This window comes from Pauljensenia sp. C0170B5 (assembly GCF_056590195.1).
In genome coordinates this window covers 133,395-160,266 of the sequence record NZ_JBWPVR010000001.1, presented here as the reverse complement: position 1 = coordinate 160,266, position 26,872 = coordinate 133,395, and the positions used below count along the sequence as shown (strand labels likewise).

Annotated in this window: 22 protein-coding genes and 1 CRISPR repeat array; of the genes, 10 read left to right on the top strand and 12 right to left on the bottom strand. The window is 58.4% G+C overall.

Features of this window, described 5'->3' with window-relative positions; all coding sequences use genetic code 11:
- Nucleotides 1–8: 8 nt before the first annotated feature.
- Nucleotides 9–668 carry a hypothetical protein gene (locus AC1EJZ_RS00705; RefSeq protein ID WP_070726135.1) on the bottom strand — a complete coding sequence of 220 codons (660 nt, stop codon included), beginning with the start codon at nt 666–668 and terminating at the stop codon, nt 9–11.
- A gap of 366 nt (nt 669–1,034) precedes the next feature.
- Here AC1EJZ_RS00705 and AC1EJZ_RS00700 point away from each other — a divergent pair, with 366 nt between their 5' ends.
- From AC1EJZ_RS00700 to AC1EJZ_RS00690, 3 genes are all read left to right on the top strand, one after another.
- Entirely contained in the window at nt 1,035–1,403 is a 369-nt protein-coding gene (locus tag AC1EJZ_RS00700) for an antitoxin HicB (protein WP_285016385.1), read from the top strand.
- 434 nt (nt 1,404–1,837) lie between these two features.
- Nucleotides 1,838–2,212: a sigma-70 family RNA polymerase sigma factor gene (locus AC1EJZ_RS00695; RefSeq protein ID WP_070726130.1), complete on the top strand. Its 375-nt coding sequence runs from the start codon at nt 1,838–1,840 to the stop codon at nt 2,210–2,212.
- Between the two features lie 225 nt (nt 2,213–2,437).
- On the top strand, nt 2,438–2,674 hold the full coding sequence (locus AC1EJZ_RS00690; protein ID WP_480293766.1) for a hypothetical protein: 237 nt from the start codon (nt 2,438–2,440) through the stop codon (nt 2,672–2,674).
- Nucleotides 2,675–2,818: 144 nt separating this feature from the next.
- Here the strand turns inward: AC1EJZ_RS00690 and AC1EJZ_RS00685 are convergent, their stop codons facing one another.
- The 5 genes from AC1EJZ_RS00685 to cas6e all read right to left on the bottom strand — a co-directional run bounded on the left by AC1EJZ_RS00685 (nt 2,819) and on the right by cas6e (nt 10,662).
- Nucleotides 2,819–3,007, bottom strand: a complete 189-nt coding sequence (locus AC1EJZ_RS00685; RefSeq protein WP_070726127.1) for a hypothetical protein — start codon at nt 3,005–3,007, stop codon at nt 2,819–2,821.
- A 66-nt stretch (nt 3,008–3,073) separates the two neighbouring features.
- Nucleotides 3,074–6,032: direct repeats of the CRISPR family, unit length 29 nt; unit sequence GGAAATACCCCCGCGTGCGCGGGGAAGAG.
- A gap of 19 nt (nt 6,033–6,051) precedes the next feature.
- Nucleotides 6,052–6,366, bottom strand: coding sequence for a type I-E CRISPR-associated endoribonuclease Cas2e (gene cas2e / locus AC1EJZ_RS00680; RefSeq protein ID WP_070726124.1), 315 nt, complete (start codon nt 6,364–6,366; stop codon nt 6,052–6,054).
- Nucleotides 6,366–7,316 carry a type I-E CRISPR-associated endonuclease Cas1e gene (gene cas1e / locus AC1EJZ_RS00675; RefSeq protein WP_285015489.1) on the bottom strand — a complete coding sequence of 317 codons (951 nt, stop codon included), beginning with the start codon at nt 7,314–7,316 and terminating at the stop codon, nt 6,366–6,368. Before cas1e ends, cas2e begins: the two co-directional genes overlap by 1 nt.
- 15 nt (nt 7,317–7,331) lie before the next feature.
- Entirely contained in the window at nt 7,332–9,938 is a 2,607-nt protein-coding gene (locus AC1EJZ_RS00670; protein WP_070726120.1) for a CRISPR-associated helicase/endonuclease Cas3, read from the bottom strand.
- A 43-nt stretch (nt 9,939–9,981) separates the two neighbouring features.
- Nucleotides 9,982–10,662 carry a type I-E CRISPR-associated protein Cas6/Cse3/CasE gene (cas6e, locus tag AC1EJZ_RS00665; protein ID WP_070726208.1) on the bottom strand — a complete coding sequence of 227 codons (681 nt, stop codon included), beginning with the start codon at nt 10,660–10,662 and terminating at the stop codon, nt 9,982–9,984.
- A gap of 215 nt (nt 10,663–10,877) precedes the next feature.
- Here cas6e and AC1EJZ_RS00660 point away from each other — a divergent pair, with 215 nt between their 5' ends.
- From AC1EJZ_RS00660 to AC1EJZ_RS00640, 5 genes are all read left to right on the top strand, one after another.
- A complete protein-coding gene (locus AC1EJZ_RS00660; RefSeq protein WP_083314415.1) occupies nt 10,878–12,587 on the top strand; it encodes a type I-E CRISPR-associated protein Cse1/CasA in 1,710 nt (569 codons plus the stop codon).
- Nucleotides 12,584–13,255, top strand: coding sequence for a type I-E CRISPR-associated protein Cse2/CasB (locus AC1EJZ_RS00655; protein WP_070726119.1), 672 nt, complete (start codon nt 12,584–12,586; stop codon nt 13,253–13,255). Before AC1EJZ_RS00660 ends, AC1EJZ_RS00655 begins: the two co-directional genes overlap by 4 nt.
- Nucleotides 13,252–14,316: a type I-E CRISPR-associated protein Cas7/Cse4/CasC gene (gene cas7e, locus AC1EJZ_RS00650; RefSeq protein ID WP_227469252.1), complete on the top strand. Its 1,065-nt coding sequence runs from the start codon at nt 13,252–13,254 to the stop codon at nt 14,314–14,316. Before AC1EJZ_RS00655 ends, cas7e begins: the two co-directional genes overlap by 4 nt.
- Nucleotides 14,313–15,134 carry a type I-E CRISPR-associated protein Cas5/CasD gene (gene cas5e / locus AC1EJZ_RS00645; protein WP_070726117.1) on the top strand — a complete coding sequence of 274 codons (822 nt, stop codon included), beginning with the start codon at nt 14,313–14,315 and terminating at the stop codon, nt 15,132–15,134. The genes cas7e and cas5e overlap by 4 nt, the downstream gene beginning before the upstream one ends.
- 71 nt (nt 15,135–15,205) lie before the next feature.
- Complete coding sequence (locus tag AC1EJZ_RS00640; protein ID WP_480293765.1) at nt 15,206–16,078, top strand: NADPH-dependent oxidoreductase; 873 nt, start codon at nt 15,206–15,208, stop codon at nt 16,076–16,078.
- A 100-nt stretch (nt 16,079–16,178) separates the two neighbouring features.
- Here AC1EJZ_RS00640 and AC1EJZ_RS00635 read toward each other — a convergent pair whose 3' ends face one another.
- From AC1EJZ_RS00635 to AC1EJZ_RS00620, 4 genes are all read right to left on the bottom strand, one after another.
- Nucleotides 16,179–17,612, bottom strand: coding sequence for an MFS transporter (locus tag AC1EJZ_RS00635; protein ID WP_480293764.1), 1,434 nt, complete (start codon nt 17,610–17,612; stop codon nt 16,179–16,181).
- Between the two features lie 219 nt (nt 17,613–17,831).
- A complete protein-coding gene (hemG, locus tag AC1EJZ_RS00630) occupies nt 17,832–18,359 on the bottom strand; it encodes a menaquinone-dependent protoporphyrinogen IX dehydrogenase (RefSeq protein WP_157886418.1) in 528 nt (175 codons plus the stop codon).
- A 128-nt stretch (nt 18,360–18,487) separates the two neighbouring features.
- Entirely contained in the window at nt 18,488–19,561 is a 1,074-nt protein-coding gene (locus AC1EJZ_RS00625; RefSeq protein ID WP_480293763.1) for an ABC transporter permease, read from the bottom strand.
- On the bottom strand, nt 19,558–20,454 hold the full coding sequence (locus AC1EJZ_RS00620; protein ID WP_070726111.1) for an ABC transporter ATP-binding protein: 897 nt from the start codon (nt 20,452–20,454) through the stop codon (nt 19,558–19,560). Before AC1EJZ_RS00620 ends, AC1EJZ_RS00625 begins: the two co-directional genes overlap by 4 nt.
- 136 nt (nt 20,455–20,590) lie before the next feature.
- Between AC1EJZ_RS00620 and AC1EJZ_RS00615 the strand changes: the two genes are divergently transcribed.
- Together AC1EJZ_RS00615 and AC1EJZ_RS00610 are read left to right on the top strand one after the other, a co-directional pair.
- Complete coding sequence (locus AC1EJZ_RS00615; RefSeq protein ID WP_480293762.1) at nt 20,591–21,928, top strand: sensor histidine kinase; 1,338 nt, start codon at nt 20,591–20,593, stop codon at nt 21,926–21,928.
- Nucleotides 21,925–22,638, top strand: a complete 714-nt coding sequence (locus tag AC1EJZ_RS00610; RefSeq protein ID WP_092648999.1) for a response regulator — start codon at nt 21,925–21,927, stop codon at nt 22,636–22,638. Before AC1EJZ_RS00615 ends, AC1EJZ_RS00610 begins: the two co-directional genes overlap by 4 nt.
- A 2-nt stretch (nt 22,639–22,640) precedes the next feature.
- Here the strand turns inward: AC1EJZ_RS00610 and AC1EJZ_RS00605 are convergent, their stop codons facing one another.
- A complete protein-coding gene (locus tag AC1EJZ_RS00605) occupies nt 22,641–25,838 on the bottom strand; it encodes a hypothetical protein (RefSeq protein WP_480293761.1) in 3,198 nt (1,065 codons plus the stop codon).
- 8 nt (nt 25,839–25,846) lie between these two features.
- The gene (locus AC1EJZ_RS00600; RefSeq protein ID WP_058237570.1) at nt 25,847–26,866 is read right to left on the bottom strand and encodes a LacI family DNA-binding transcriptional regulator; all 1,020 of its coding nucleotides are present in this window, start codon (nt 26,864–26,866) and stop codon (nt 25,847–25,849) included.
- Nucleotides 26,867–26,872 lie beyond the last annotated feature (6 nt).

The following is a 26,872-nucleotide window of genomic DNA, read 5'->3' as shown; positions in this document are numbered from 1 at the left end:
TAAAACATCTAACACTTTATCACAGGATTGTGTGAGTGGGTAGCGTTCATGCGCGTGTTGACCACAGCAAGAGGGTAGGTTTTCGGCTTACCCGCCCTAGGTTCAATGACCCCCCGGTGTACCCATAGGTCGAAGCGGTTGTCTGTGAGGGTGGGCCATATTGTTTTCAGGTCCTGCCGCGTCACATACACGTCTAGGCTGGCAACATGCAGGAGCCGCGTCCAGGCTGCCTCGCCCTGGGTGAGATACAGGCGGTCGCAAATGTTGCACCACGACTGGTCGGTGAGCCCGCGCTTGGTGGGGTACCGGTAGATCCTCCCACCACATTCACACGTGCCGACGAGCATGGGAGCATGCTCGGTCAGGCGGGCGATGTGGTGGTGGATGCGGTGGATCTCGTCCAGGACAGCATCCGCATCCGGGTAGTGTTCTGCTGCCCATGGCATGTCACGCTGCAGGTCAGCTATCGGACTGCCTGTCGAGTGCGTGCCGCGCTCACCGGCAATCAGCGTGGCGTAGGAGGAGAGGATTTTAAGGGCTCCTACGTGTGTGCGGATACCTGGCCACCCGTCGTCGGTTTGGTCGATCCGGTGGTCGAGCCCGAAGGGTAGGCCGTTGTGCCTGGCGCACCTGGCTGGCGTGACGCGGGCTGACCTGACACCACACACGGCCAGTGACTGCGCGGTGAGCAGTGGGAGCCATGCGGCTATGTCGGATAGCTCGTTGATGGCTCCTTTTTTTCTGTCGTTTTGTTGTGTCTTTGTACGTCAACCTGTCTCCCATCTTTTGGTGTACACACCTCTTGACACTACTGTTAATAGGTGTTACCATTTAGCTATGACGAAGCCAATGCCGTACCGGAAACTAACCGCACTCCTCAAGTAGGCAGGCTTCACTTCACGCCAAGGCAAAGGCGACCACGAAATATGGACCAACGGGCCTTTCCGCGTTACCATCATTCAAACCCGCGAAATCTCTCCAAGCCTCACCCGCAAAGCACTCAAAACAATCGAAGCAAGCAAAAGAAACACGAAATGAACGCGATAACCATCACTGCCCGCCGCTGGAGCGGCGGCTGGGAACTGTGGAACGGTAACGACATCTGGACACAGGTGCGCACTCTTGCCAAAGCCCGCCAGCAAGTAATTGACTACCTCGACACGATGGAAGAAGACATCGATCACTCCACGTGGAACATCACGATCGTCCCTGAAATAGCACAAGCCGCCCAGGTCGAGCAATCTGCCGCAGCATCTAAACTGGCTGAAGAATCCGCCAGAGCGGCCTCCGCGGCATCCCGAAAAGCAGTGCGAGCCCTGAAAGACGATCACTACTCTCTGGCAGATATCAGCTACATTATGGGCTTGTCCCGCGCACGCGTCTCGCAACTCGCCAACTCTTAACATCCAGATTCTTTCCGCCAATTCAGACCAGCTGCCATTTCTCTTGACAGCGCTTCCTTGTCGCGGGGTTGGGAACCGGTGGGGTTGCCGTCAATAATGGTGGATGCTTCTGGCTGTGCTTGGTCGTGTCGTGCTCACCGTCGCGTTCCTTTCATTTTGGTTTCAATTCTTGCAGGTTTACAATCGTTTTTCACCCGTAGGCAGGTGCGGTGAGCTGTGGTCGTAATGAGTCGCCTACCTAAATGCTCTAGGGGGATTGACTTAAATAAGTCAATGGGGGTAGAATATAGTAATGAAGCGGAGAGACCTCATCAAACAACTCGACAAGCTCGCCAAAGGAGAAACACTCACCCTCACAGAAGACGGCAATCACTCCCACGCCCCAGAGAAGTCAACGAGCTACTAGCGAAAGCGATCATCAGTAGGGCACAGAAATGACACACATCAACGCAACCGCCACCCGCTGCGACGGATGGTGGTCCGCCGACTTCACCATCAACAACCGCGAGTACGGAACCCAAGCGCGCCGCCTCGACCAGCTCGAAGCCATGATCAAAGACGCCGCCACACTCATGACCGGCCAGCCCGAAGAAAGCTTCACCGTCACCATCGAACCCTGCGGGCTCCCACTCGAAGCAATCAACCGCTACAAGAACGCCACAAAAGCTGCACGAGAAGCAGAACAGGAACTGTCCGCGTCTTCGCGCAAAGCAATCCAACTCCTGACACAGGCGGGCCTGTCTATGCGTGACATTGGATCGATCATGGGCATATCCGTACAGCGCGTCTCCCAGCTCGCTAACTCCTAAGTTCATAAGTCCGTATCCGACTTACTACTAGTCAAGGACGGCTAAGTCACTGTGCGTCGTGAGTGCCCACTGGGAACCTAGGCCGTTGACTGCGCGGCGGTTGGCGACAACGGTCCCCGCGGGCGCATTATCGTTACCCATCTCGGTGTGCGCTTCGTTGCCCCATTGGCCGGGTAGGACGCAGCCGCCGTACCCTTTTGTTCTGACGACGATGCACCTGCCCATGTGTCGCATATTCACAATGTCGCCGGTGTCGCCGGCTCCAGCGCGTACTTTCCGGTCGATTCTATCGTCTACCTGTTGGGCGAGGTAGTTGGCGATGGTGTCGAGGAGCCTGCTAGCGCTGACTCCTTCCCTGTAGATGCGGGCTTCGACGCGGTGGTCGCTTCCGGAAGTGGGTTGGTCGTGGGTGGTGATTTGGTGGTGAGGACGCGATGGATGACTCGGTCGAGTATTGCTTGAGCGATCAACATAGTGATTGTGATGGGACTGGTTTGTGTGATGCGCTAGATGTGCTCTTTGTCTTGGGTACGAGGGCGTGCGTCGATTCAGTTTCCACGCTTAGTGCGTCTTCTGCGAGGGTGAGGCCGACTCGGCGGCGGTGATCTAGGCAATGACCACGTCAACACCGCATACCTGAGAAACGTCCGCGGTGGTGTGGCGCATCTGTAGCCTTTGGGGCGAATTCGTCTGCCACGTCATTGAACGCTGCACGCCAGGAATATCGACGAACTGAGTGTGACGTGTGTTGGGTGGCGGGTCGGACAGGCCGCCTTTGTGTTGCGTCAGATCCATACGAGGGCGGACACGTTTGTGGGGAGTAGGTATGCGTTCGGGAATTGGTTCGAGGCAGCACCAGTGCGAAGTACCCCCGCGTACGCGGGGAAGAGATGCCCAGGCAGCGCAGACGCCGCCAGCCCGTGGAAATACCCCCGCGTGCGCGGGGAAGAGTCGGCGGCTTGCTTGACGCATAGGTCTAGGTAGGAAATACCCCCGCGTGCGCGGGGAAGAGCTGACTTCCGGGTTGTACGGGAGGCGGATCGCGGAAATACCCCCGCGTGCGCGGGGAAGAGTAGCTGCCTGACCAATGAATGACCCGATACCAGGAAATACCCCCGCGTGCGCGGGGAAGAGCTGCGTGATACGGGGCAGAAAATAGACTGGCTGGAAATACCCCCGCGTGCGCGGGGAAGAGTGGATGATCCAGGCGCGCTGCGTCGCATCGATGGAAATACCCCCGCGTGCGCGGGGAAGAGCTCAATGGGAGCCGCCGTCGACCTGACCATGAGGAAATACCCCCGCGTGCGCGGGGAAGAGGTGATCTGGACCGAGGTCGACGGGCTGATGATGGAAATACCCCCGCGTGCGCGGGGAAGAGTCGAACGACAACATTGTTTATTCGCTCCATCCGGAAATACCCCCGCGTGCGCGGGGAAGAGCGGTGGCTGGCAGTGCGAGGCGGGCGCGGCACGGAAATACCCCCGCGTGCGCGGGGAAGAGTGCCGGGCGACACTGAGCGGGTCTAAAGCGCCGGAAATACCCCCGCGTGCGCGGGGAAGAGCTCCCTGCTCTATCTATTTTTCTTCCAAATCCGGAAATACCCCCGCGTGCGCGGGGAAGAGTCGTTTGGTGTGAATTGTGCGAGGTCAGAGCCGGAAATACCCCCGCGTGCGCGGGGAAGAGAACGAGTACTTTGACTGCGCGCGGTCAATATCAGAAATACCCCCGCGTGCGCGGGGAAGAGAAACCTGATTGGGCTTATATGCCCATGAGTTCGGAAATACCCCCGCGTGCGCGGGGAAGAGGTGAACGACACGCGCAGTGAGGTGCGTGACTTGGAAATACCCCCGCGTGCGCGGGGAAGAGTGATGCGGATGATGATTTCCGCGCTGCTGCAGGGAAATACCCCCGCGTGCGCGGGGAAGAGCGACGCGGGTGGGTGGGACTACGCCGGTCGATGGAAATACCCCCGCGTGCGCGGGGAAGAGTTATTGAACGCTTGGCCTAGCTTCTTCATGTAGGAAATACCCCCGCGTGCGCGGGGAAGAGACGATGCGAATAATTCCGGCCTCTGGCTTACCGGAAATACCCCCGCGTGCGCGGGGAAGAGCGCGCGACACGGACTGGCGTGATGCCGTCCATGGAAATACCCCCGCGTGCGCGGGGAAGAGAGATCATGCGGAAAAGTGGTTGCCGTGGCGTCGGAAATACCCCCGCGTGCGCGGGGAAGAGCGCTTGAGTATTTGCGGCCGCGCCATGACACCGGAAATACCCCCGCGTGCGCGGGGAAGAGAATGAGCTCGAATCAATTAAAGATCGACATCTGGAAATACCCCCGCGTGCGCGGGGAAGAGGAGGATGCGAACAGTCATGGGAGACACCGCACGGAAATACCCCCGCGTGCGCGGGGAAGAGAGTTTGTGCGCGGTATGCAACGCTACTACCGCGGAAATACCCCCGCGTGCGCGGGGAAGAGATCACCATGCGCCATCTCGTTACCAAAAAGCCGGAAATACCCCCGCGTGCGCGGGGAAGAGTCTGGTGGCAGCACGCGCGGTGACAGACCTGCGGAAATACCCCCGCGTGCGCGGGGAAGAGCGCTAATGGCTTTGCTAGTTTTGCGCTTTGTTGGAAATACCCCCGCGTGCGCGGGGAAGAGTCAAGGGCCGGGCGGTAGAATGCCGGCGTCATGGAAATACCCCCGCGTGCGCGGGGAAGAGTCGCCGGGCAGATCGTATGTATGCATGAACATGGAAATACCCCCGCGTGCGCGGGGAAGAGGACCTCGAGGATCTCGTCACCGAGACCGGAATGGAAATACCCCCGCGTGCGCGGGGAAGAGCAGACACCGAAAGGCAAACCCCTATGGACACCAGAAATACCCCCGCGTGCGCGGGGAAGAGGGCCGCTGACCGTCTTACCGGCACTGTTTGCTGGAAATACCCCCGCGTGCGCGGGGAAGAGTCAAACGCGACACCACCGACCTTGCCACAACCGGGAAATACCCCCGCGTGCGCGGGGAAGAGTCGCCTGAGCCTTGGGCAATTGCGCTGAGATTGGAAATACCCCCGCGTGCGCGGGGAAGAGTCAAACACCGTGGGCACGATCGACGCCAAAGCGGAAATACCCCCGCGTGCGCGGGGAAGAGGGCAGCTCACGCTGCACACCCCAACGGATACCGGAAATACCCCCGCGTGCGCGGGGAAGAGCGAGGAAGCCGATTAGGGAACGACGCGACACCGGGAAATACCCCCGCGTGCGCGGGGAAGAGCGAAAAAGAGCCGCGCCGGTGATGATTGGCTCTGAAATACCCCCGCGTGCGCGGGGAAGAGTCCCTCAAGCGCACGAATGCGATTGATTGCACGGAAATACCCCCGCGTGCGCGGGGAAGAGCCCACCGAGTAGGGCGACGATGAGTGCGATCAGGAAATACCCCCGCGTGCGCGGGGAAGAGATCAAGCGGGACGGTCGCGTACGTACCGTCCTCGAAATACCCCCGCGTGCGCGGGGAAGAGAGTGGTGTGACGGAGTGGGGGGCTTTTTCCCAGGAAATACCCCCGCGTGCGCGGGGAAGAGCGCTTGGAAACTGCACAAGATTCTCGGCGCACGGAAATACCCCCGCGTGCGCGGGGAAGAGGGGTTGCGCCTGGTCGCGTAGGCAGGCATCGCGGAAATACCCCCGCGTGCGCGGGGAAGAGAAGAACTAGAACAGGATCCATCACCGATCACCGGAAATACCCCCGCGTGCGCGGGGAAGAGTTGGTGTACCAGTCACCTGCGTGATAAGCGGTGGAAATACCCCCGCGTGCGCGGGGAAGAGTCTAAGTGACCTGCAGATATTAGCGGGAGTTGTACAATTTCTGAGTGGCCCTGCCGGGTAAGCCAGCGATCACCGTTACCCCATCAATATCCACAGCGGTTCGCGCCGAGTCACCAACTGACACCACGTTGAATCCTTGCTCTCGTGAAGGGTCACTGAAAATCATAGTAACAGCGCCTGAAGTGGGCACAGAGCTAATTCGTTCCCACAAACGTTCCACTACAGCTTTCGACAAGTTCCCCACATATAGACCCACATCGGCTTCAGTCAGGAAGCGGCTTAGATATCCGTGAAAATGCTCCTGCGATGCACGAACGCTCACAACAACAAACATCAGGAATCCTGCCCGTACTGCACATGGCCCGGAACCTGCTCATCATCCCCGATCAGTCGATCATCATCACGTTCCGGCAAATGCACCCGCAATACATCCATCAAGGCGTCCAGCATTCCCTCCAGGATTCTTTTTCTCCTGATCTCAACGCGCAGACCCTTACGAATCGCGGTCACAGGATCCTCATCATGAGCGTGCGAAAACACTAATGGAATAACCGTGTTTGCCTTATACAGATCCGCTAGATCATAGAGCAACGCCCTAATGTCGCCTCGATGAATGATTCCAAGCGCTGGATTAACCCCCAAAGTCGTACAAGCCGTCGCCGCGAGCCCATACATGATTGAGTTAGCGATGTTGAGGCCTACGTTGACCGGATCCTTCGCGTGTGTATCTCGCCTAAAACCACGTATTCTCGCCTTCTTCGCCTCGTTCCGATACGCATTTCGCATGAGGCGGCCCTCCATCCCTCGCATGGCTTCAATATTGGATCCGGGCATATCCTCCAGACCAAATTGGCGCTTATAGAGTTGAACCGCAGCCTGCTTTTGAAAATCCTCCGAGGCAATCAGGCGAGTCTGAGCAATCGCCCAGCGTGCAGATGAGGTCAGCGGTGTCGCATGCGAATACGCATTCACACCATTCGCACCACTGAAAATCACAGTGCAACCGGATCTGGTACACGACGTCAAGGCGGCGCTGGAAATACTCGTACCAGGCCCTAAACACAGCACCGCCAGTCCCGCGACCGGAATCTGAATTCGCGACAGAAGCACTTGCTCATCTTCTTCAGCGGTGTCGCCCTCGCTCCTCCTTAACGCAACAACACCGGTACGGTCCTGCCGAACCAGACACTGATCGACGTACAGGAAAGAAACTCGATCCTCGAAACGGACCTGCTCACCTGCCGGAATAACACTGAATGCTATAGCTTCCTCGGAGTACCCCATCGCTGACTCACTGACCTAGTCCTCATCCACAAACCCGACGAGCGGGTCGTAAAGATCTTCCGCATCAGGCACGAAATAGTAGCTACGCAGCAGTGAATGCGCCTCCCCAAGCGAAACCGGCCCTCGTTTAGATAAGGCTTCGAACTGTCTTCCGCTCAACGGAAGAGAAGCTCTTAATGCTACGCGTAGCCCATCTTGATCAAATGCTCTCACCGCCAATAGATCCTTCGCATCGCCTTCGAACGCTCCGGGAATTCGATCAGGATCGCCGCCGAGGATGACGCGAAACGTCTCGCTCCCATCCAGGAATCGCGTCTGCCTTTCTTCCACCGTCAGATCCTGGGTGAGCTGACTGAAATCTTCAACGTAGGCGTCGGGAAGAAGAGCATCAGATAGCCTTGCCCTTCTGTCGATGCCTGCCCGCGCCCTCGTCGCCCACACCGCCAATTCCTCAATATCATTCGAATCGACAGCATCATCGAAGGAGATAGTCGCCACGTCAACGAACGCTTGCGCATCGGCAGGCATCTGGATTTTCTCATGACTCATGAGCCACTCCCTCGTTCTGCGCAGCTCGGCGGGTAAGTATGGCAAGCACTGCCACGGCTGAGCGGATGAAATTGCAACGACCGACAGGGATTGACATACCATTTTCGGCACTCGCTGAGAGCGCTCAGGATCGGAACGTCTCCACTGGCGTCCGGCTCGTTGAATGACTGAAGCCGGCGGGCAAAGCTCGGTCCTCAGAAGGTCGAGGTCAATATCCAGTGACGCTTCGATCGCCTGTGTCCCGATTAGGACAATCTGATCGCCACGACCATTCGGCCCGAGGGTGTCCTCCAAGGCACTCGCAACTCGCCTGCGGTGCTCAGCTGTCATTCGAGAGTGAAGGACCAAAATGCGTCCGTCGGCCTCCAGTTTTCTGCCCAGCTCCTGCGCTCGAGCGACAGTATTGCACACAATTCCGATACGCGAACGAGGGAAATCGAGACACTGCTGCCGACACCATGACACATGAGAGTCCACGAGCCTTTCATACGGCTCGTCAGCCAGTTCCACTCGAATAGTCCTGCTGGCCGCGGACATTGGCACTGTATTCAGCCCAGCCTCGTTCAACGTCTCTGAAGCCGGAAAGTGTGTGTCACTCAATTGGAGATCACGAGATCTATACGCCGTCATCAGAGCTTCGCGTTGCCAGCTCGGCATTGTTGCAGTCAGGAATGTCACCCGCGTTCGGGTGGCAGAAAGCCAGGGCAGAATTCCTTCAAGAAGTTTCGTCTGGTACTGGTCAAGAGTGTGCACCTCGTCAATCACGACGTGCGCGTTAGCAAGTGCCAGCAATCTGAGGTGAATCCACTTTGCCGGCAGACTTGCCATCAATGCCTGGTCCACGGTCCCCACAGCTACAGGCGCGAGGAGCCTGGCTGCGCCGCTCTTGACGAATGATGAGGGATACAGTCCGCTGGGTTGAGACGATGTGCTGTCCTCGTGCGTATCAACCGAAACAGGATTGACGTAGAAATCCTCCACCGATGCCAACTCGTGCGCCAGTGCCGCAACGTTTGAGGTCGTCGAGTACGCTCTTTGAACTCGCCGCATGATTGCGTTTGAGGTTGCCTGAGTTGGAAGAAGAAAGATGAGACGTTCATTTCGAGTCGAGTGGCGCAAAAGGGCCGCTTCGGTTTTTCCTCCACCGGTTTGCGCCATTAACGACCACAGCCCGTCACCTACCGACAAAGCTTCCTCCTGGATGGGCCGAGGGTCGTGTTCACCCAGGATCGAGCGTTGTGCCTCTTCTTCGCTCCCCCACGAGCTGTATATTCCGACCGTATCGCGCACCCGTTTCGCAGCATCTTTTCGCCGCTGGACGATCCACTGAGCCGGATTCTTCAACGCGTCAGGGGTCCGGGTGAGGATCTGACCCCCGGCTTCCACAAACGGCACCCCTGAAGCAATTCGATCCGCAAGGATCGTCAGACCGGAAAGCAGGAGCGTAACCGTCGGGCTCACTTCATCGGGCATTTCACTGACGTCAACATCGCAGGCCGCAGCAACGCACGCCACGAGATCCCGCTGAGCCTGGAGCCATCCGTACTCTTCAAGTTCTTTGCTTGCAGTCTTCCGCTTAGCTGCAAAAATCCGGTTGTGCTCCCCCAACGAAAAGTAGCCATGATGTCCAAGCGCCGCGAGGGCATGCCACCTGTCCCGCGCCTCGTCGCTCGATGACAGAAAACCCCCAGCGACGCAGTAGGCAGACCACTGCTCGTGTCTGCGAGCAAATTTATTATCGAAATCGCGCAAGGGTGACCCAACCGGTATCTGTCCATAGAAGCCGGACCCGTCGATGACTTCCCGTATTCGTCGCCAGTGGTCGTCATCTCTGCGGTACTGCATCTGAAAAATCGGTGACGCCTTGCCGATGTCGTGAGAACCTACGACGAACTGAACAATTCGGCGGGCATGCTCTCCGAGTTCTTGCTGAAGAAGATCTCGCAAACCATCACGGAGCCAGAGATCAAAAAGCACCTCCGCGACGGTCGCAGAGTCCAGGAGATGCGCCAAGAGCGGATAGGGAGTGCCCACGCCGTCATCCTTCGACCACAGTTCAAGGTGCTCGTTCATCCGCACTTCTTTCCGCACTCAGACTCCTCGTATCGAGGCATGCTCATAACTGGCGTACTGACAGCAGCCCGCATCCGTAGGACTTAGCCCTGCCAACACCGTTAAGAATGAGCTTGTTCAACTGCGCAGAGTCGGCAACAATAGCTGCGCCATCGACCTTATCCACCTGCACAACTCGTTGCGAGGTTTTCCTGCCCTGGCGCGAAGTTCCCAGCACTTCCCTCCGATGGTTGATGATTTCAAGATCAGAAAGGCCGCCGGCAAGCTTGCCTTGAAGCCACGGCGTCATCCTGCTGATCGACTCCGGCGCCTGCTCGTCGCCGTCGAAGGGGACGGGCTTGATGCCACCGTTGCTCCTAGGATCAGAGCCGGAATCTCTGTTCTGCCGGCGCACAGCATTGATCGCGATGCGGAAAGCCACCGGTGTTCCCTCTGGGACCAGCGGCAGCTCCCGAGAGATCATCTCCGCGCCCTCAGGAAGGTTGACCGGAGCCACGCTCGACTGGATGAGGAAGAATGGCGGCTGACCAGGCAGATGCTCGACACGGAATAGCACATTCCACTGCGCCCGAGGGTTCGCGGAATCAGAATCTTCGAAAAGTGCCATCACCGCACGATGACGAAAAAGAGGATCATCCATTTTCCCCGACACTGAACCCTGCGCATCTGGAACTTGCTGCAGAGCAACCATCATCGGGTATTTGACGAGGTAGATGGATCCCATGTCTTTGCCTTTCATAGGGGTCGGACTTCTGTTGTCCGCCCAACTTCGACGATAGCCAAAGAACGCCGCGTTGCGAAGCCTCAGGTCGGGCGATCAATGCCTGAGCGGCAGCTGCAGCACGGGCGACGCTGAAGTGAGCTGCACAACTCTTTGTTCGTGTCCACTAGTATAATGGCCGCACTAGTTCATTTACTTCAGTAGATAGGACAGGAGCATTGGAGCTCAACGCGATCGAGGACGTTGCGTGGATCGATACCACTGTCGGCCTTATGACGCCCAAGGATTTCCTGCTTGAATGCCACACACCAGACGTGGCTCTCCGCCTTGATCGCCCAGCTTTCGAGGTCTCCGCACAGATCAGATTCCTTACCTCAATCCTCGCGGTCGCGATTCGCCACGATTCTGCTGATGTGCGACCCGGCAGAGGCATCGTGAAAGACCTGATCAACAATGGCCTCTCCCGTGACGCTGCAGACTTCATGGTGGAACAGCTTAAGGATGGATCCAACGTCTTCGACACCGAGCAACCTTTCATGCAGCGCCCCCCACTTCCTCGAGAAGAAAAGAAAATAGGGGACAGGTATTCGACAACTAAACCAGACGCTGTCAAGAAGCTGTCACCTGCAATGCCTCCGAGTCAAAGTGAAGATTTCTGGAATCGCAGAGTTGCCTACCCAACCACGCTTGCCCTGCCAGAAGCTCTACTCAAACTCACTACTTATCACTACTTCTCTCCGGCCTCAAACCTCAGTGTGACCATTGATTTTCGCACATCCCCCACGTCGCAGCCTATTTCCTACGTCGAAAAGCCACGTTCAGCAACTCCTGGCTTCCGTTTTCCTGGCCGAAGCCTCACTGCCACAGAATTCTACTGGCGGTACCCCAATGGGTCTTTTCTTAAGACCCTTCTTAGTTCCCTCCCCGCACGCTGGGTTAACGAGGGTGGCCTTCCCGCCTTTGCGGACCGAACCTGTGAAAAATCTCGAGCATCTAATGGTGACTTTTGTTCCCTCTGGTCTGCCACATGGAGCTCCAACACAGCGATCGGATACTGGAAAGGTACCGATCTGGTTCAGGTGAGGGTATGCGGAGTCCCAGAAGAGTGGCTACCGTTTCCTCTCAAAAAGATTGAAAAGAACAAGCGTGGCAAGAAAATACTCGAATTTATCGATACACCTCTTATAGAATGGCGGAACCACCGCAATACGCAGGATCCCTTCTACTTCTACCTCGAAGATTCAAAAGGCGTGCTTAAGGCGCAACGCTTGGACATTGGTCGCGACCCCACGGATCTGTCAGTGGAATGGTATTCCCTCAACAAGTCTGAAAAGCTCCTAGACAGATCTGCTGGCAATCTCTTCCCACCTCGATTCGAAAACGTGGACTTTCCCGAACCGGTTTTCCTCAGACACCTAGTGGAGGGAACGTCCCCATCACCAGTCGTGCGAGCATCCGAAATCTTTCAGCCACGCCGCGATCAATGGGGCTTCGATCTGCCAGAGGACGAACAGGATGCAATTGTCGCAATGGCAGTGGTTGTCACAGATCTGCACCGATATGTAACGGCGGCCTTTCCTCGAGGCGAGGCCAAAACGCAGGGAGGCAAATCACGCACCCAACGGGCCCGTCCACTGTTAGCAGGACGCTATAACGACGTATCCAGCGAATTCTGGCGCAGGATTTCCGCCGTGTATGAGGGATTCATTCAAAGTCTTCGCGCCCATGAGTCTTACCCAGGCGATCTCTTGACGGATCTTCGCGCCGCATCGTTGGAAACCTTCGATGAGATCACTGAACCTTATCTGGCAACAGATGCACAACAGATTTACGAGCTCCGCGCCGACCTGCAACGGGACATCAACAGGCGACTGAAAGACGCTAAAAAGGATGGCAAAGTCGCATTTTCTCAGGATGGTGAGCAATGACAACTGAAAGTCTTCCGGGTAGACAGCTTTTGCAGGAAATTCTCCGGCGACGAAACGATTCCGGTTTCCGCAAGCAGCGGGCGGAACTCAGACGCGGAGCGGACGACACCACCGAGTACTACGCAATTCCGTACGTGTACCCCGCGCTGCCAGCAGGAACTCGGGAGCATGAATATCGCGTGCTTCTTCGCATGGCTGCGATCGCCGCTGAATTCACGGATGTACCCTCATTTGAAAGAACGAAGGAGTTAAGGCGTAAACCGTTTGGACGCTGGTGCCAACAGGTGTCGTGGGCGAAAAAGAAGTCGCGCAGTTCTCGTGAAACCTCGGAGGTGAGTTCCGCGAGCACAGCCGAGACACTCGCCAGTTCTTCACCCACACACGATGCGATCGCAGAGCGCCTTGCCTATCTGCATACGCAGGACTTCGAGGAGGCAGTGAAGACCATCCGCCGCATCCTTCAGATCGCGGAATCAGTGGACGCAGTTCCCGCCCTCGACTACCTCGATCTTTATCGCCTCCTCCTCCACTGGGGTAAAGGCGCGAGCGCGCAATCACGAGCAATGCGGATGTCACCTCTGCGTGACTACTATTCCAATTTCGTTCCCCGGACTGATCAGATCATCGACGCAGCCGACCATTCAGAGGACTCAGACAAAGGAGAATGACTTCCATGGCAAAGAACCTGACCTTGCACTTTCTGACAAACGTGCCGTATTCGAATCTCAACAGAGATGATGCCGGAACGCCCAAACGGGTGATCGTTGGAGGCCAATTGCGAGCACTCCACTCCTCACAGAGCATCAAGCGAGGGATCCGCGCACGATATGAAGAAGCGAGTCTTGATACATCGGTTCGCTCGGGGCAACTGACCGACGAAATTGTGCGACTTGCGTACGCGATCAGGCCAGAATCTGATCTAGAGGCTTTGAAGGAACGAGCCAATGAATTAGTCAGCAAGCTGACTTCAAACAAAGGCAAGAGCGCCAACGGTTCCGACCGCTCAGTGTGGATGAGCAGAGAAGAGATAAACGTAGCAACCCAGAGAGTTCTGGACGAAAAGGGCGGTGAATTCATCCAAGACGACACGACGGGTTCCCTGGCGATAGCAGCCTTCGGGCGAATGTTTGCGAAAAAGCCGAACAAAAACACTGAAGCCGCAATCGCGGTGTCACCGGGAGTGACCACGCATGCCACGCCCATTGAGAGCGACTACTTCACAACTGTTGATGACCTGAAGGTTCGCGATCACAAAACCGGTGCCACCTATCTGGGTGTGCAGCGTTACGTCAACGGCACTTTCTACCGCACGGTGACCATTGATAAAGAACAGCTCAAGCGCAGCTGGAGCGCTTTCGACGATCCCGAATCCCGCGATAATGTGCGCGAGCTGCTTCGGGCAATGGTCTATGGCGCTCCGCGCGGCAAAGAGAATTCCACTGCCCCCTATACCATGCCTGTCCTCATTCTGGCGGAAGAGCAGCGCTGCCGAACCTCATACGAATTTGAAACACCCGTCGAGCCGAACGAAGGCGGAGGTTTCGAGGCACCCAGCATCACTGCCCTGAGCGACCAGTACCAGCGAGCTCGCGAATTTGATGCCGGAAACTTTGGCGACCTGCAATTGCTATCGGGCACCGCGAAGTGTCCGGAATCAGAGTTCCCAGGTGCTGACCGAGTGAACCTTCACGACCTTATTGAGCGCGTCGTCGATTGGATCTATGCGTGATTGACGGCATTTATCTGCGCCTGGCGGGAGTGCTGCAGTCGTGGGCTGGACCGGCAATAGCTGGAAATATCGTCCATACTGAGCGGTTTCCCACCCGGACGGGATTGAAGGGTTTGGTAGCGGGAGCACTGGGGGCGCCGCGTGACGACTGGCCCGAGTGGCTTGACGATGTTGAGTTCACCGTGCGCCAGGACCGGCGGCCGCGCGTAGTTGACGACTACCACACCATCAATCCGCGCACAGAATCTACGAAATTCAGGACGCGGCTGCTTCTGTCACATGGTGACAAAGTATCGGACCATAGTTTGGTTTTCACGCCTGACCAGCAAAACGGAACGTCAGTCGTTAACAGAACCTACCTGGCTGATGGGGAATTCATCGTCCGGATTGTATGCGACGCGCGCCTCGACGAACTGGAATCAGCCCTGTCATCCCCGTCATTCACCAGTTATCTGGGGAGGAAAGCCTTCCCGCCGGCCTTTCCTTTCTATCTGGGACGCGGATCCGTCGATTGTCTCGAGCAAATTCCCACACTCGACTGGCACAGTCATGCGCGCCGGAAAGTTACTCGACCTGACGCTGGAACAGGAACCGCCGATGTGCGGACCGCCGATTCCAACGCAGCGTCCGATTCAGTTCTACCGCGCACGACCCCGCTGATTTTCGTTGAGTATTCGCAGTACACCGGGCCAAAAGGGAAACGCACACAGTGTGCAGTCCCGCTGGCAACCGATCAGACACAGCGGCTTCAAGCGATATCCGACCTGCTCAGCATTCGACGCGAACTTGACTCACCCCCGCGTGGACAGGTGTTGTGATTTGGCCGGGCGGGTCGGACAATGATGGGCAGACATCAACGAGCTGCATGCCGCACAGCGAAGGAGGCACCGTGTCCGACCAGCCATCCCATTCAGACCAGTCAGCCCAGCCCACCCATCCGACCCAGCCAGTGAAACCACCCGTATCTGATGACGATCCACTGCTCACTGCTCCGACCACTCCGGTCACCAACGAGACGATCCGCACTCAGCTTGCGCACCGCACGATCCGCGCATTCACAGACGAGCCGGTCGGTAAGGACATCATGGACACGCTGATCGACGTGGCACGCCGCTCGCCCACCTCCAGCTTCTACCAGCAGATGACGATCATCCGTGTCACGAACGAGGACACGCGCAACGCGCTGGCCCGCAACGCGGGCCAACCCTACATTGGAGGCACGAAAGGCGAACTGGTCATCTTCGTCGCGGACCTGCACCGCAACGCCGTGATCCGCGAGCGCGCAGGCCAGCCCACCGACCCGGCATCAACGATCAACGCCTATCAGCAGGCCGGTCGCGACACCCTGATCGCCGCGCAGAACTACGTGATCGCCGCTGAATCCCTCGGGCTCGGCGCCGTCTACCTTGGCTCCATCGGCGCGAAGCCGCAGGAAACAACCGATCTGCTCAAACTACCCGCACACACCTACCCCGTTGTCGGAGTCCTGGTTGGCCACCCGGCCCAGGAACCCCAGTTCAAGCCGCGGCTCCCGCGCGAGCTGACAGTTGGCGTTGACGCATACCCTGACCTGGACTCCGATCAGGCACGCGCGGCACTGGATGACTACGACGCCCTCGTCACCCGGTACTACGACATGCGAAACCTGAACAGCCGCGTCGACTCGTTCAGCAACCAAATCATCTCGAAGTACGGCACGAGCCCATCGGAAACTGCCCCCGCCATGCAGGTCATGAACGATCAGGGCCTCGTCCAGAGGTAGTCCTCAGAACCCGTCAGCTGAGCGGCTCCCAGAATCTGTCAACAGGCAGATCTCAAAGCTAGTCAGCAGGCAAATCACAAATCCTGTCAGCAGCTCGTTCTTAGAAGTAGTTCGCGGGCGTCTCCCCGCTTACGGCGCGCTTAATCGGCAAAAATGTCGCGAATGCGCAGATCAGTGCTGCCAGGGCGCAGCCGACCGTCGTCAGGAATCCTCCGATGGCGCCGAACGCATCGATCAGGTGACCACCGATCAGTGAACTGGCAGACTGGCCGACCACCCACATTGTTCCGCACAGCGCCATGCCTTCGGTAAATCGGTAGGACGGCACCATACGCACAATCATTTGATTCACGTTCACCACGGTCGGTGCCTGCGCCAGTCCGGCGATGAACATGACGATCGCGGCACCCCACATGGAGTGCACGAATACCAGCATCGAACAGCCCACGGCCAGCGCAATCAGCCCGATGTAGAAACGTTTCCACAGCTCACCCTTCCAGTCGATCGCACCGTAGGTGAGGGCCGCGATCATGGATGCAGCTGAAAAACAGGCGGTGATCACGCCGGACAGTTCCTGGTGGCCCTGCTCGCCACTGAACGCCACGACCGACAGTGTCGTGATCGACAGGAACGCGCCGTAGGCCAGCTGAATGATCAGCATCGATGCGAACGCAACCGACCACAGGCCCTGGCGCGCCGCCGGTTGTGGCTGCGGGTTTTCGGTGGGCAAGTCGCCCTCGTCCGTGGTGGGTGAAGTGACGAGGGAGTCCTGCACGTCGCCATGACGGCGCAGTATTCGCGAGACCTGGCGCGCGATGGATCGGTGGCGGGTAGCGTACTGCGGGGCCGGTTCGTAGGTCGAATCTGCCAGCATGATCCACATGCCCACGCTCATGAGGACCGCAGCTAATGCCAGGGACACGAGCGGTGAAATGGAGGTGGCAAGAAATGCTGCCAGCGGATTGCCGATCACCCACATGCACTCTTCAAGCGTGGAAGTCAAAGACAAAGCAGAGTTGAGGCCTTGTGGCCGCTCACGCAGCGCAACAGCCCACCGTGCTCGCAGCATGGAGCCGAACGGTGCATATAGGCCGAGCAGGGGGCTGAGAGCAAAGAGCACCCAGATCGGGGCGCGCAGCGCCAGGGCCACCATGACGGCGATGTCGGCCAGAACCCAGATCGTGATGATGGGAATGGAAACGCGGCGCTGGCCGTGGTTGTCAACCAGACGGCCAATGATCGGGCCGGCAACGGCCGAGGTGAGCGCCACGACCGCTGACAGAGCACCCGCCAGACCATAAGAACCGTAGGCGTGCTGAACGCCGATGAGCATGCCCATTCCGACCAGGGGAAACGGGAACTGTGCGATTGTGCCGCCGAATGCGAAACGAGGGGTGCGCGGAATGCTCAGCAGGGAGCGGTAGACCTTCACACCGTGTGATGGCCACTCATCTGCCGGCGAGCTGGAAGAGTGTGACGCATCGGCGGCGCATTCGGAAGTCTCGGGTGCAGGGGTCACATTCTGCGCGCTCACGTGTTCTCCGCAAAAATCGAGCTGAACTACTGTGTGAAGGGATTGATGAGGGCTGCATAGTCAGCATGCCGCTCAATGCACCATTGTCCACCATCGAGCAGGTTGTCGCACCGTGATTCTCCACGCATACACATCGAACTTTCAGTGGCCGCGCAGCACCGGCAGATCCGGGGTATTCATGGGGATATCGTGCGATCCAGCAACCGGATCAGCGATAGTTTACTTCCCGTGAGCGGCCAGTGCGGAAAAGTCGTGGGCGAATGTGGCCACGTCATCCCAGTTGGTGAATTCGACACGCTGGGTGAAGTCAATGTCGCGTCCCATGAAACGGCGGATCATCTTGATTACCGCGGCATCGAACGGGTTGTAGAGCGAAAAATCGAGGTCACCGGCAAATACGTCAATCATGTCCGGTTTCCATGGGGTGTGTTCGAAGAAGCGACGCATGTACACGTTTGTTTCCGGAGTGTTTTTGCCATCATTCGCGGCCACGAGGTTCACTCCGAAAAAAGCACTGGGGATGTGAGCCAGTGCTGCAGCGTTGGTGCGGGCAAAGCGCCACACTCGTGGGGAAAAATAACCGTACCTGGTGGAGGCTCCGACGATGACTGCCCGACCCGGTGCAGGCTCGATGCGTTCGCGTCCCGTGATGTCCAGGACGCGAGCATCGTTCCCGTCCTGGCGCAGGATGTCAGCGACGCGCCCACAGATGCGGCGTGTATGTCCAAATCGGCTTGAGCAGAGCACCACGATGTCCATAAACCCAGTTCCCGTCCGTCACATGTCAGGTACGGATCCACATCATAGTGCCGTTTTGCGGCTCGTAATATGACGGACTGTGGCAAAGAGCGTGCTGCGCGCACAGTTCCCGCTGCTCACACCGTTTTGATCGCGTCCTTGAGTGCAACGCGCTTGCCGATGCGCATCACCGCACGCTCGTACACGATCGAGCTCAACCACACCAACACCACCGTGGTGACGATCAGGATCGCCGTGCTGATGAACGGTTCCCACCACTGTGCCGTTCCCATGTACAGGCGTGCCGGCATCGCAATCGGAGCACTGAATGGCACATAGCTCATGACGGCCATGACCGTGGTGTTGTCAAAGTAGAGGATGACCAGAACGTACGGAATCATGATGAGCATCATGAGTGGCCCGGTCACTCCTGCGACGTCTTCCTGGCGTGACACCAGTGAAGCAGCACCGGCATAGAGCGCAGCCAACACGATGAAGCCCAACAGGAACAGAATCACGAACCAGATCAGAGCCGATCCCAGCTCACCGAGCAGCAAATCCTGCCCCGTCACCAGCAGACCCGTCGTCGCCAGAATTGCAGCCACACCGATACAAGTGAACGCCACGATCGTGTTACCTGCGATCTTGCCGCACATCAGTGCGCGCGCACCCGTCGTGGCCAGCAGAATCTCCACAATGCGGCTCGACTTTTCCTCCACGACGCCTTGCGCCACGTAACTGCAGAATGTGACCGCACTGAGCATGAACAGGGCCGCAAAGATGAGCGAGATCATGAACGCCATCATGCTGTCCACTTGTGGTGGATCCAGAAGTTCAACCTTTGGGTAGGCCGCCAATACATTGATCACGTTGGCCGGTTCTTTTTCCAGTGCCACCACTGTCAGGCCAACGGGTGAGTCTCCCTCGTCAATGACGGCTTCGACGCTGCCGTCGCGCAGGAGTTCTTCACCGCCGGACCTGTCAGCAACTTCGGTGGCATCTAGCCCCACGCTCGTGGCCATCTGCGTAACGGAGGGTCCGACAGTGGCGACCGAAGGCACCTCATCATCGCCGCCGAGCAGCCCGGGGATGATGGTGCCCGCAAGGACGCCAAGACCCACGATCGACACCATGACGATGAAAGCTTTGGACGTGAATCGTGTTTTTGCCTCGCGTGCGGTAATCAGCACGACTTGCTGGAACCAGTTCATTCGATGACCTCTTTGAAGATTTGTGCCAGTGAGGGGACGATGGGGCCGAAGTGCAAGAGCTGACCCGCTACGTCGCGACGGTGCAGAGCCTGCTCGACGACGCGTTGTTCTGCCTGCTCGTCGGGTGCTGAAAAGCGTGCAAATCCGCCTTCCAGGGCGCTGACTTCGATTCCGGGCATGTCACGAATCCACCCGCAGTCACCGCTGACTTCGATTTCGAACGAGCGGTCCGAGTACTGTTCGCGCAGCTCTTCCCTCTCTCCCGCGGCCACGATGTGACCGTCGCTGATGATGACGAGGTCCTCACATAGGCGCTCGACCACGTCGAGCTGGTGAGAAGAGAAAAGCACCGGAATACCTGTGTCCGATATGCGTTGCAGGACGCCGAGCACCACATCCACCGCGAAAGGATCCAGACCGGAAAAGGGTTCATCGAGGATCAGCGCTGTCGGGTGGTGCACAATCGCCGCCGCGACCTGGGCGCGCTGTTGATTGCCAAGCGACAGGTTTTCCACCGGTTCCGCAGCGCGTTCCGATAAGCCGAGTTCATCAAGCAGCTCATCAGTGGACGTGGATGCGTCGTGCGCGGACACGCCGTGCAGACGCGCGAGGTAGATGAGTTGTTCGCGCAGCGGCATTTTCGCGTACAGGCCGCGTTCTTCTGGCATGTATCCGAATTGCGCGCGCTGAGCGGTGCTCGTCGTGTGTGAATCGATCAGGACTTCACCCGAGTCAGCTTCCAGGACGCCCATGATGATACGCATCGTCGTTGTTTTCCCGGCGCCGTTTCCGCCAACGAAACCCGTCATGCGCCCATCGGCAACAGTCATGGACAGATCGTGGAGGACCTGGTGGCCGGAAAATGACCGGTTAAGATTTCGAACTTCCAGCATGGTGCTTACGCTACGTGCCACCCGAGCCGATCCGCATCCGTCTGGCGGATGATTCCTATCGGTCGTGCGACTGATTTTCGCTTCCCGCCACCTCCCTGACCCCGCGCCCGCAGGATCATGACTTTATGCTGGATTCATGACGGGTCCGATTGTCGAGTTGAACTCCACATGGGTCAGGCCGCGTCCCACTGAACAGGGGCTCAGGCGTGACATTGTGTTGGCCTGCGTGCTGGCCGCATGGTCAGCTCTGACGGTTCCCCTCTACTTGCGTTCGGGCATATTCACGGAAGTTGCCCCCATGTGGCTGACGCTCGCCTCCCTGGCGATCACGTTTACAGCTTCCGCGCTGCGCCGACGCATTCCCTGCACCGTGGCCCTCATTATCACGGCGGCGTTCCTGGTCAATGCGCATTTTGGCGTGCCCGAACAATTGGTCACCTCCCTGTGCCTGTCGATCGCTCTGTACACGGTGGGCGCGTGGGGTCGCCAACGCGTGCGCGCATTGGTGGTGCGGCTGGTCTGCACCGCGGCGATCGTGATCTGGTGCGTCGTGTGGCTCATCCTCGCCTCCTCCAATGTCGAACTTTTCCCCGGTATCTCCCGCGCCGGCGTCTTTTCTGCCTATGCCACGGTCATTCTCATCACCGTCATGACAAACCTGTTGAACTTGATACTTGCCTGCGCAGTCGGTGAAGCCTCCTGGCAGTGGGCACGCACGCGGGCACGCCTCGAAGCGCAAGGCGGAGAGTTGGAACGGGAACGTCGCACCACCGCTACCCAGGCTGTCGTGCTGGAACGACTGGCTATTGCGCGCGAACTGCACGACGTGGTGGCTCACCACATCTCTGTCATCGGCATCCATGCCGGCGCTGCCCGGTTGAACCTGACATCGGATCCTTCGAAGATCGGCCCCGCCCTGGAGCACATCGAGGAAGGCACGTCCGCCGTGGTCACAGAGCTGCGCCGCCTCGTGCACACGTTACGTGACCCGAGCAATGGTGAAGACGGGCCGACCGTCGGTATCGCACAGATCCCTTCCCTTGTAGAAGAGGCCGCGCACATCGGTATGGATGTAACCACAGTTGTGGTGGGTGAGCCGCGTCCGGTGCCGATGCTGGTCGACGTCGCTCTATACCGCGTGGCTCAGGAGGCGCTGACGAACGTGCGTAAACACGCGCCGAAACGCAGCCGCGTCCAGGTCATCGTCCGGTTCGCCTCTGATGCGGTGGAGGTTGAAGTGGTTGACACGTCCAGGGCAATGATTGCCGATCGACGAGGGCGGCCCGCGCATTCGGCGAGCACGTCAACGGGAATGGGGTTGCGTGGTATGCGTGAACGTATCGGTGCGGTCGGGGGCACTGTCGAAGCGCATCCCGGTCAATACAGCGGGTTCGTCGTACGCGCACATGTCCCCCTGATGAAATCGACCGGTGATCGTGATCTCAGCACAGTCGCCAGGCAGGAGATGGCATGATTCGAGTCGCCCTCGTTGATGATCAGGCGTTGGTGCGTTCCGGGCTGCGCATCATTGTCAACACTGCTGACGATATGGAGGTTGTCGCTGAAGGTGCGAACGGACTGGAGGCACTCGACATTGCACGCAGTGCGAGGCCGGATGTGATCTGCATGGATATTGAAATGCCCGTGAAAGATGGGCTCAGCGCGGCGCGCGAGATTGTGGACGAATGTGCAGATAGCGGGCCGGAGATCATCATGCTGACAACGTTTGGAGATGATTACTACGTTGTTGATGCTGTTTCTGCCGGCATCAGCGGGTTTCTGCTGAAAACGTGCAGGCCTGAGGAACTTCTCGACGCGATTCGGCGCGTCGCTGAAGGCAAAGCGATACTGGATGATGACGTGACGCGCATTGTCATGAACGCGATGCGTCAGCGGAGCGAAGGTGCTCGTGGCGAAGGTGGTACTCGTGGCTCTGAAATGGATGCGGGCCACGCTTTGGATCCACGCCAGGCTCTGGAAGCCGCCAATGTGACTGACCGCGAGCGCGAGGTACTCGAACTTCTGGCAGCCGGCCACACCAACGCGGAAATCAGCGAGGCTCTTTTTGTCAGTGAATCCACGGTGAAAACTCACGTGTCGAGTTTGCTGCGCAAGGTGCACGCTCGTGATCGTATTCAACTGGTGGTGTGGGCACATGCGCACGGCATCAGACCGCGCAGCTGACGTCAGGCCCACACGGTGCGTACCTGTGAATGCGTCTGATTGTTGCGGCTGGCCAGGCGAGCCTGCGCCAGCGGCCTCATCGCCTCGGCGCCCGATACCTCCACAAGCTGGCAAGGTCCAATCAGTTCGGCCCAGGCGCGCGCGAATTCTTTGGCTCCGGCTTTTCGCCTTCCCACCTCCTTGGGAACCTGCACGTACAGTGCCGAGGGTGAGATCCGTTGCGCGATCCAGCTGACCATGCGCAACAGCAGCGTCGACGGGCGCTGCGAATCTCCCTGAAAGGTCACGCGCAGCAGAAACCGCGGTGTCTCAATGGGAGCGAAGACTTCACTGACTGCATCAATGATGGTGCGTGCACTCGCATCGGGCACATCCGGCAAAGACACGACATAGCCGGCGGGCATTGCCTGGGTTCCCACTGTGACCGCGCCGTAAGGGCGGACCTGAACCTCATCGAGTGAGACAAGGCGCTGGCCGCGTTCTGAGGCGACAAGGCCGCGAGAGACGGCAACAGTGGCACCGGCATAGACGCGGGCGGGGTGTGAACGCCCTCGTAACATGCGCCATATTTCAACGGGGAGCCGCCATGCGCCTGCGATGCCCAGGAGCACCACCATGAATGCCAGTGCTATCAGGATGCGGACAGGGTGCGTGCCCCACATGACGAGCATTGGCCAGATGATGCCGGCCAGCAGGGCACACAGGCCGGAAAGGAGGGCCACGGCTGTCCAGAGGGTGGGCGACGAATAGAACGTTGGATTCTTTCCGGCCGACACTGCCGTGTCGTGGCTGGTGTCGCCTGAATAGGGCTGGCCGATACCCCACTGTTCGTAGGTGGCGGCTCGTGACGCTATGAGCTGCAGTGTCTGGTCATTGAGCTGGTTGATGGTGGCACGCCTGTCGCCTTCAAGAAGTGCGCGCAACCTGGCTTGCCCAGTGAGCGTGAGCGAGTGATCGATGCCGGTGACGATCTGTGGGAACTGACCTGATAGCAGGGTGTTGGCGGGCTGCGGCTGGTTGCCGGGGTGCGGGCGGTCGCTGACTTGCAAGTAGTCGCTGGCCTGCGGGGCATGACCGATTGGCAGGGTGACATCCAGTCCCCACAACTGTTCGTGGCGACGATTCATACGCGATATTTCCGCATCAGAATCCAGGGAGATACGCGGCGGCATCACACAGATCACTCCCCAGTTGTGCGCCACCTTTCCTGGCCATTGGGGATCCAAGCGCAGTGTGCGCCCACGCAGCTGCTGAGTTGCAGCTGATGTGGCCACAGCGGTCAGGTCAATCAGCGTGTTGACGGCCGGGCAGTTCCATCCCTCCCCCAGCAAGCCTCGGGTGCCGACCAGCAGACGTACTGTGCCTTGCTCCATCAGTGCGGATACCGCTCTGACAAGCACTGCCGCAGAAGGGGAGGATGATTCCACTTTGACTCTGGTCACCAGGTGGTCTGCCTGTTCCGGCTCGTTCTCGTCACCGCTATCAACTGCCAGGCGCAGACCGCTGAGTTCTTCAAGGGCGGGAATGATCCACTGCGCGTCAGCGCTGGCAACATGCAGGTGCTGTGAGGTCAGCAAAATCGGGTGCAGTCCCGCTGTTGTCGCGTCAGCACACACTCGGGCAAAACATTCCACCGCGCTGGCAACGGGGCCGGTGGAGCGCCCTCGTCGATTCCCTTCAGTGGCAAAGTCGCACACGATAACTGCCCGAACGTGTTGACCGTCCGCGCTTGCCAGCTCGTGATGCACAATATCGACGGCCGCATCGTTCTTGGCGTGTGACTGCGCCATGACGGTGTCAACCGGATTCCGACCCGCACGGATCCCTCTGTCAGTCAGGTAATATCCAAAGTCTTTGAGTGTGCGGCGCATCGCGTGCCATTCATCGGCTCGGCTCGCATCCGGCAGAATCTTCTCCAACGCGAAGCGTGCACACACCCGTATGGCGCTGTCGATGCTGGGGCGTCTGTTGCCGATCAGTCTGGGCAGTGTGAGTGCTGCAGGGTGATCACCGTGGGTGTGAATCAGAACCTGCGCAGCTGATTCCGTGAATGCATAATCGGCCTCCAATTGTGCATCTATACCTGTAGGCTGCTCGCCGTCTATACCTATGAAACCTATTGATTCCAACAAAAAGTCGAGGCCTTCACCCCCTGCAAAAACTGCCTTCAAAAATCTACGCAATTGGCGATCATGAGAGGTAAGGAATGTGATTTCATCATCTGCCGGCTCAGTGAACCACACAAGATCCCGGTATGGTGCAAGGTTGCCTTCCCGAACGACGGCAGGGGTCGGAACCTCAAAGTCGACGTCACCGAACAAACCTGAATAGGTGTCAAATGCGCGGCCATCGTCCACACTGGGCAGCGTGGCGGTCAGACCGATCACGATCGGTTCGCGGCCACTGGCACGAATACGCGCCAACAGCAGTCCGATAACCAGTGCCCAGTGGTCAAGCAGATGATGGCATTCATCAAGGATGACTGTGCGCACGCCAGCCTGAACTATCCGATCAATTGCAGCAATTGCATGAGGGTGCAGTACGCGTTCCACCAGCTTAGGATCCTGCGCTGTCAGGGTTGTGCGGATCTTGGAGGCTCGACGAGAAATGCCGGAGCGATAAGCCGCGCTATTTGAGCTCTTCAGATCTTTCAACCATTCGTCAGCCGCCTGCACTGAGCGGCCCGCATCCACCAGGTCGTCGATCCACTGCTCCCGCGCCAAATCAGCAACAGCATCTGTGCTGCGGACGGTGGACAATGCCTGATATGTCAGCGCAGTGAAATCGCCGACCAGTTCCGGATCTTCGCTGATCGTAGCTTGAGGTTCATCGTCCGGCACGGGTGCATAGGCGGCGGCCGCCCGGCTCAGCTTCGTGGCAGTCAGAGCCCATTGATGGCGAATAGTTGTCGTGGGAGCCAGTGCAACGGCTTTCCATCCTGAACGCATGGCCAGCATCAGGCCGACCAGTGTTTTGCCTGCTCCTGGCGGCGCCACAATATGCAGGGGATGATCCGGGCCTGGTGTCAAAGTGGCAAGAATGTCGCGTTGGTACGTGCGCAGGGTTCCCGTGAATTGCCACGTGCTCAGTGGGCGCTCCTCTTCACAGCTATCGGTATCACAGCGCTGACGCCTGTTCCTGTGCGCATCACAAGGCACAGCTGAGTCGTCATCACGTGCGCTCGATTCGGGCTTGTGCATGCTCCACTCTAACCTGATGCGCGGACCACCAGCTCACAGGGCAGCAAGACAGGAGCTTCCGTATGTTCGCCGTTGATCAGGTCACGCAGCATCCGCGTGGCAACGTCAGCCATCTGATCAGCAGGGTTCGTCAGTGACGTCAATGGCGGAGTGAAGCTCGCTCCCATTTCCGAGTTGTCGATCGACACCACGCAAACATCATCCGGTATGCGAATGTCCTGGTCACGCCACACATTGATTGCGGCCATCGTCATCAGGTCCGACGAGGAAAAAACAGCGTCAACTTCGCCGCGCTGAATCGGCTCTATCAACTGATACCCCGCCCGGGCTCCCGATTCAGCAGTGAACGAGCCGTTGACAACGAGTGCCTCGATATCGTGAGTTCGCAGCTCATCACAGAAACCAGCCAGACGATCCTGCGCTGCCACCATATCCGTTGATCCGGTGATAATAGCCGGTTTGCGCGATCCACCCTCGACCAGTCGGCGGGCAGCCATACGACCAGCCTGCTTGTTATCCACATCGACCCACGACTCAAAGGAGGTGGATTGTTCGGGTCGTCCGATGAACACGATTGGAATGGGCGCGTGCATGAAGGTTTCAACCTGGCCGGGGATCTGGTGATGAGAAGTCACGATCGCACCGTCCACATGCCCGTCGTACAGGAATGGTCGCAGGCGCTGGTGGTGGCCTTCCTTGTCTGCAAATGCCAGAACCAGTTGCACGTCCGTGTCATCCAGGCTGGAGACAACCGCCTGCACAACCGAAGAAAAGAACGGGTCGGAAAAGATGCGTTGATCCGGCTCAGGCACAATCAGCGCGATCGTGTCAGTTCTCCGTGTCACGAGCGAACGGGCCGCACGGTTAGGCCGATAGTTCAGCTCCTTGACAGCGCGCTGCACGGCGCGCACTTTCTGCGGTGACACACGGGCATCCCCGCGCACGACACGCGATGCCGTTGCACGTGACACGCCAGCTGCACGCGCCACGTCCTCAAGGCGCACTGCGCCCGTGCGTGGGACTCCCATGACTCA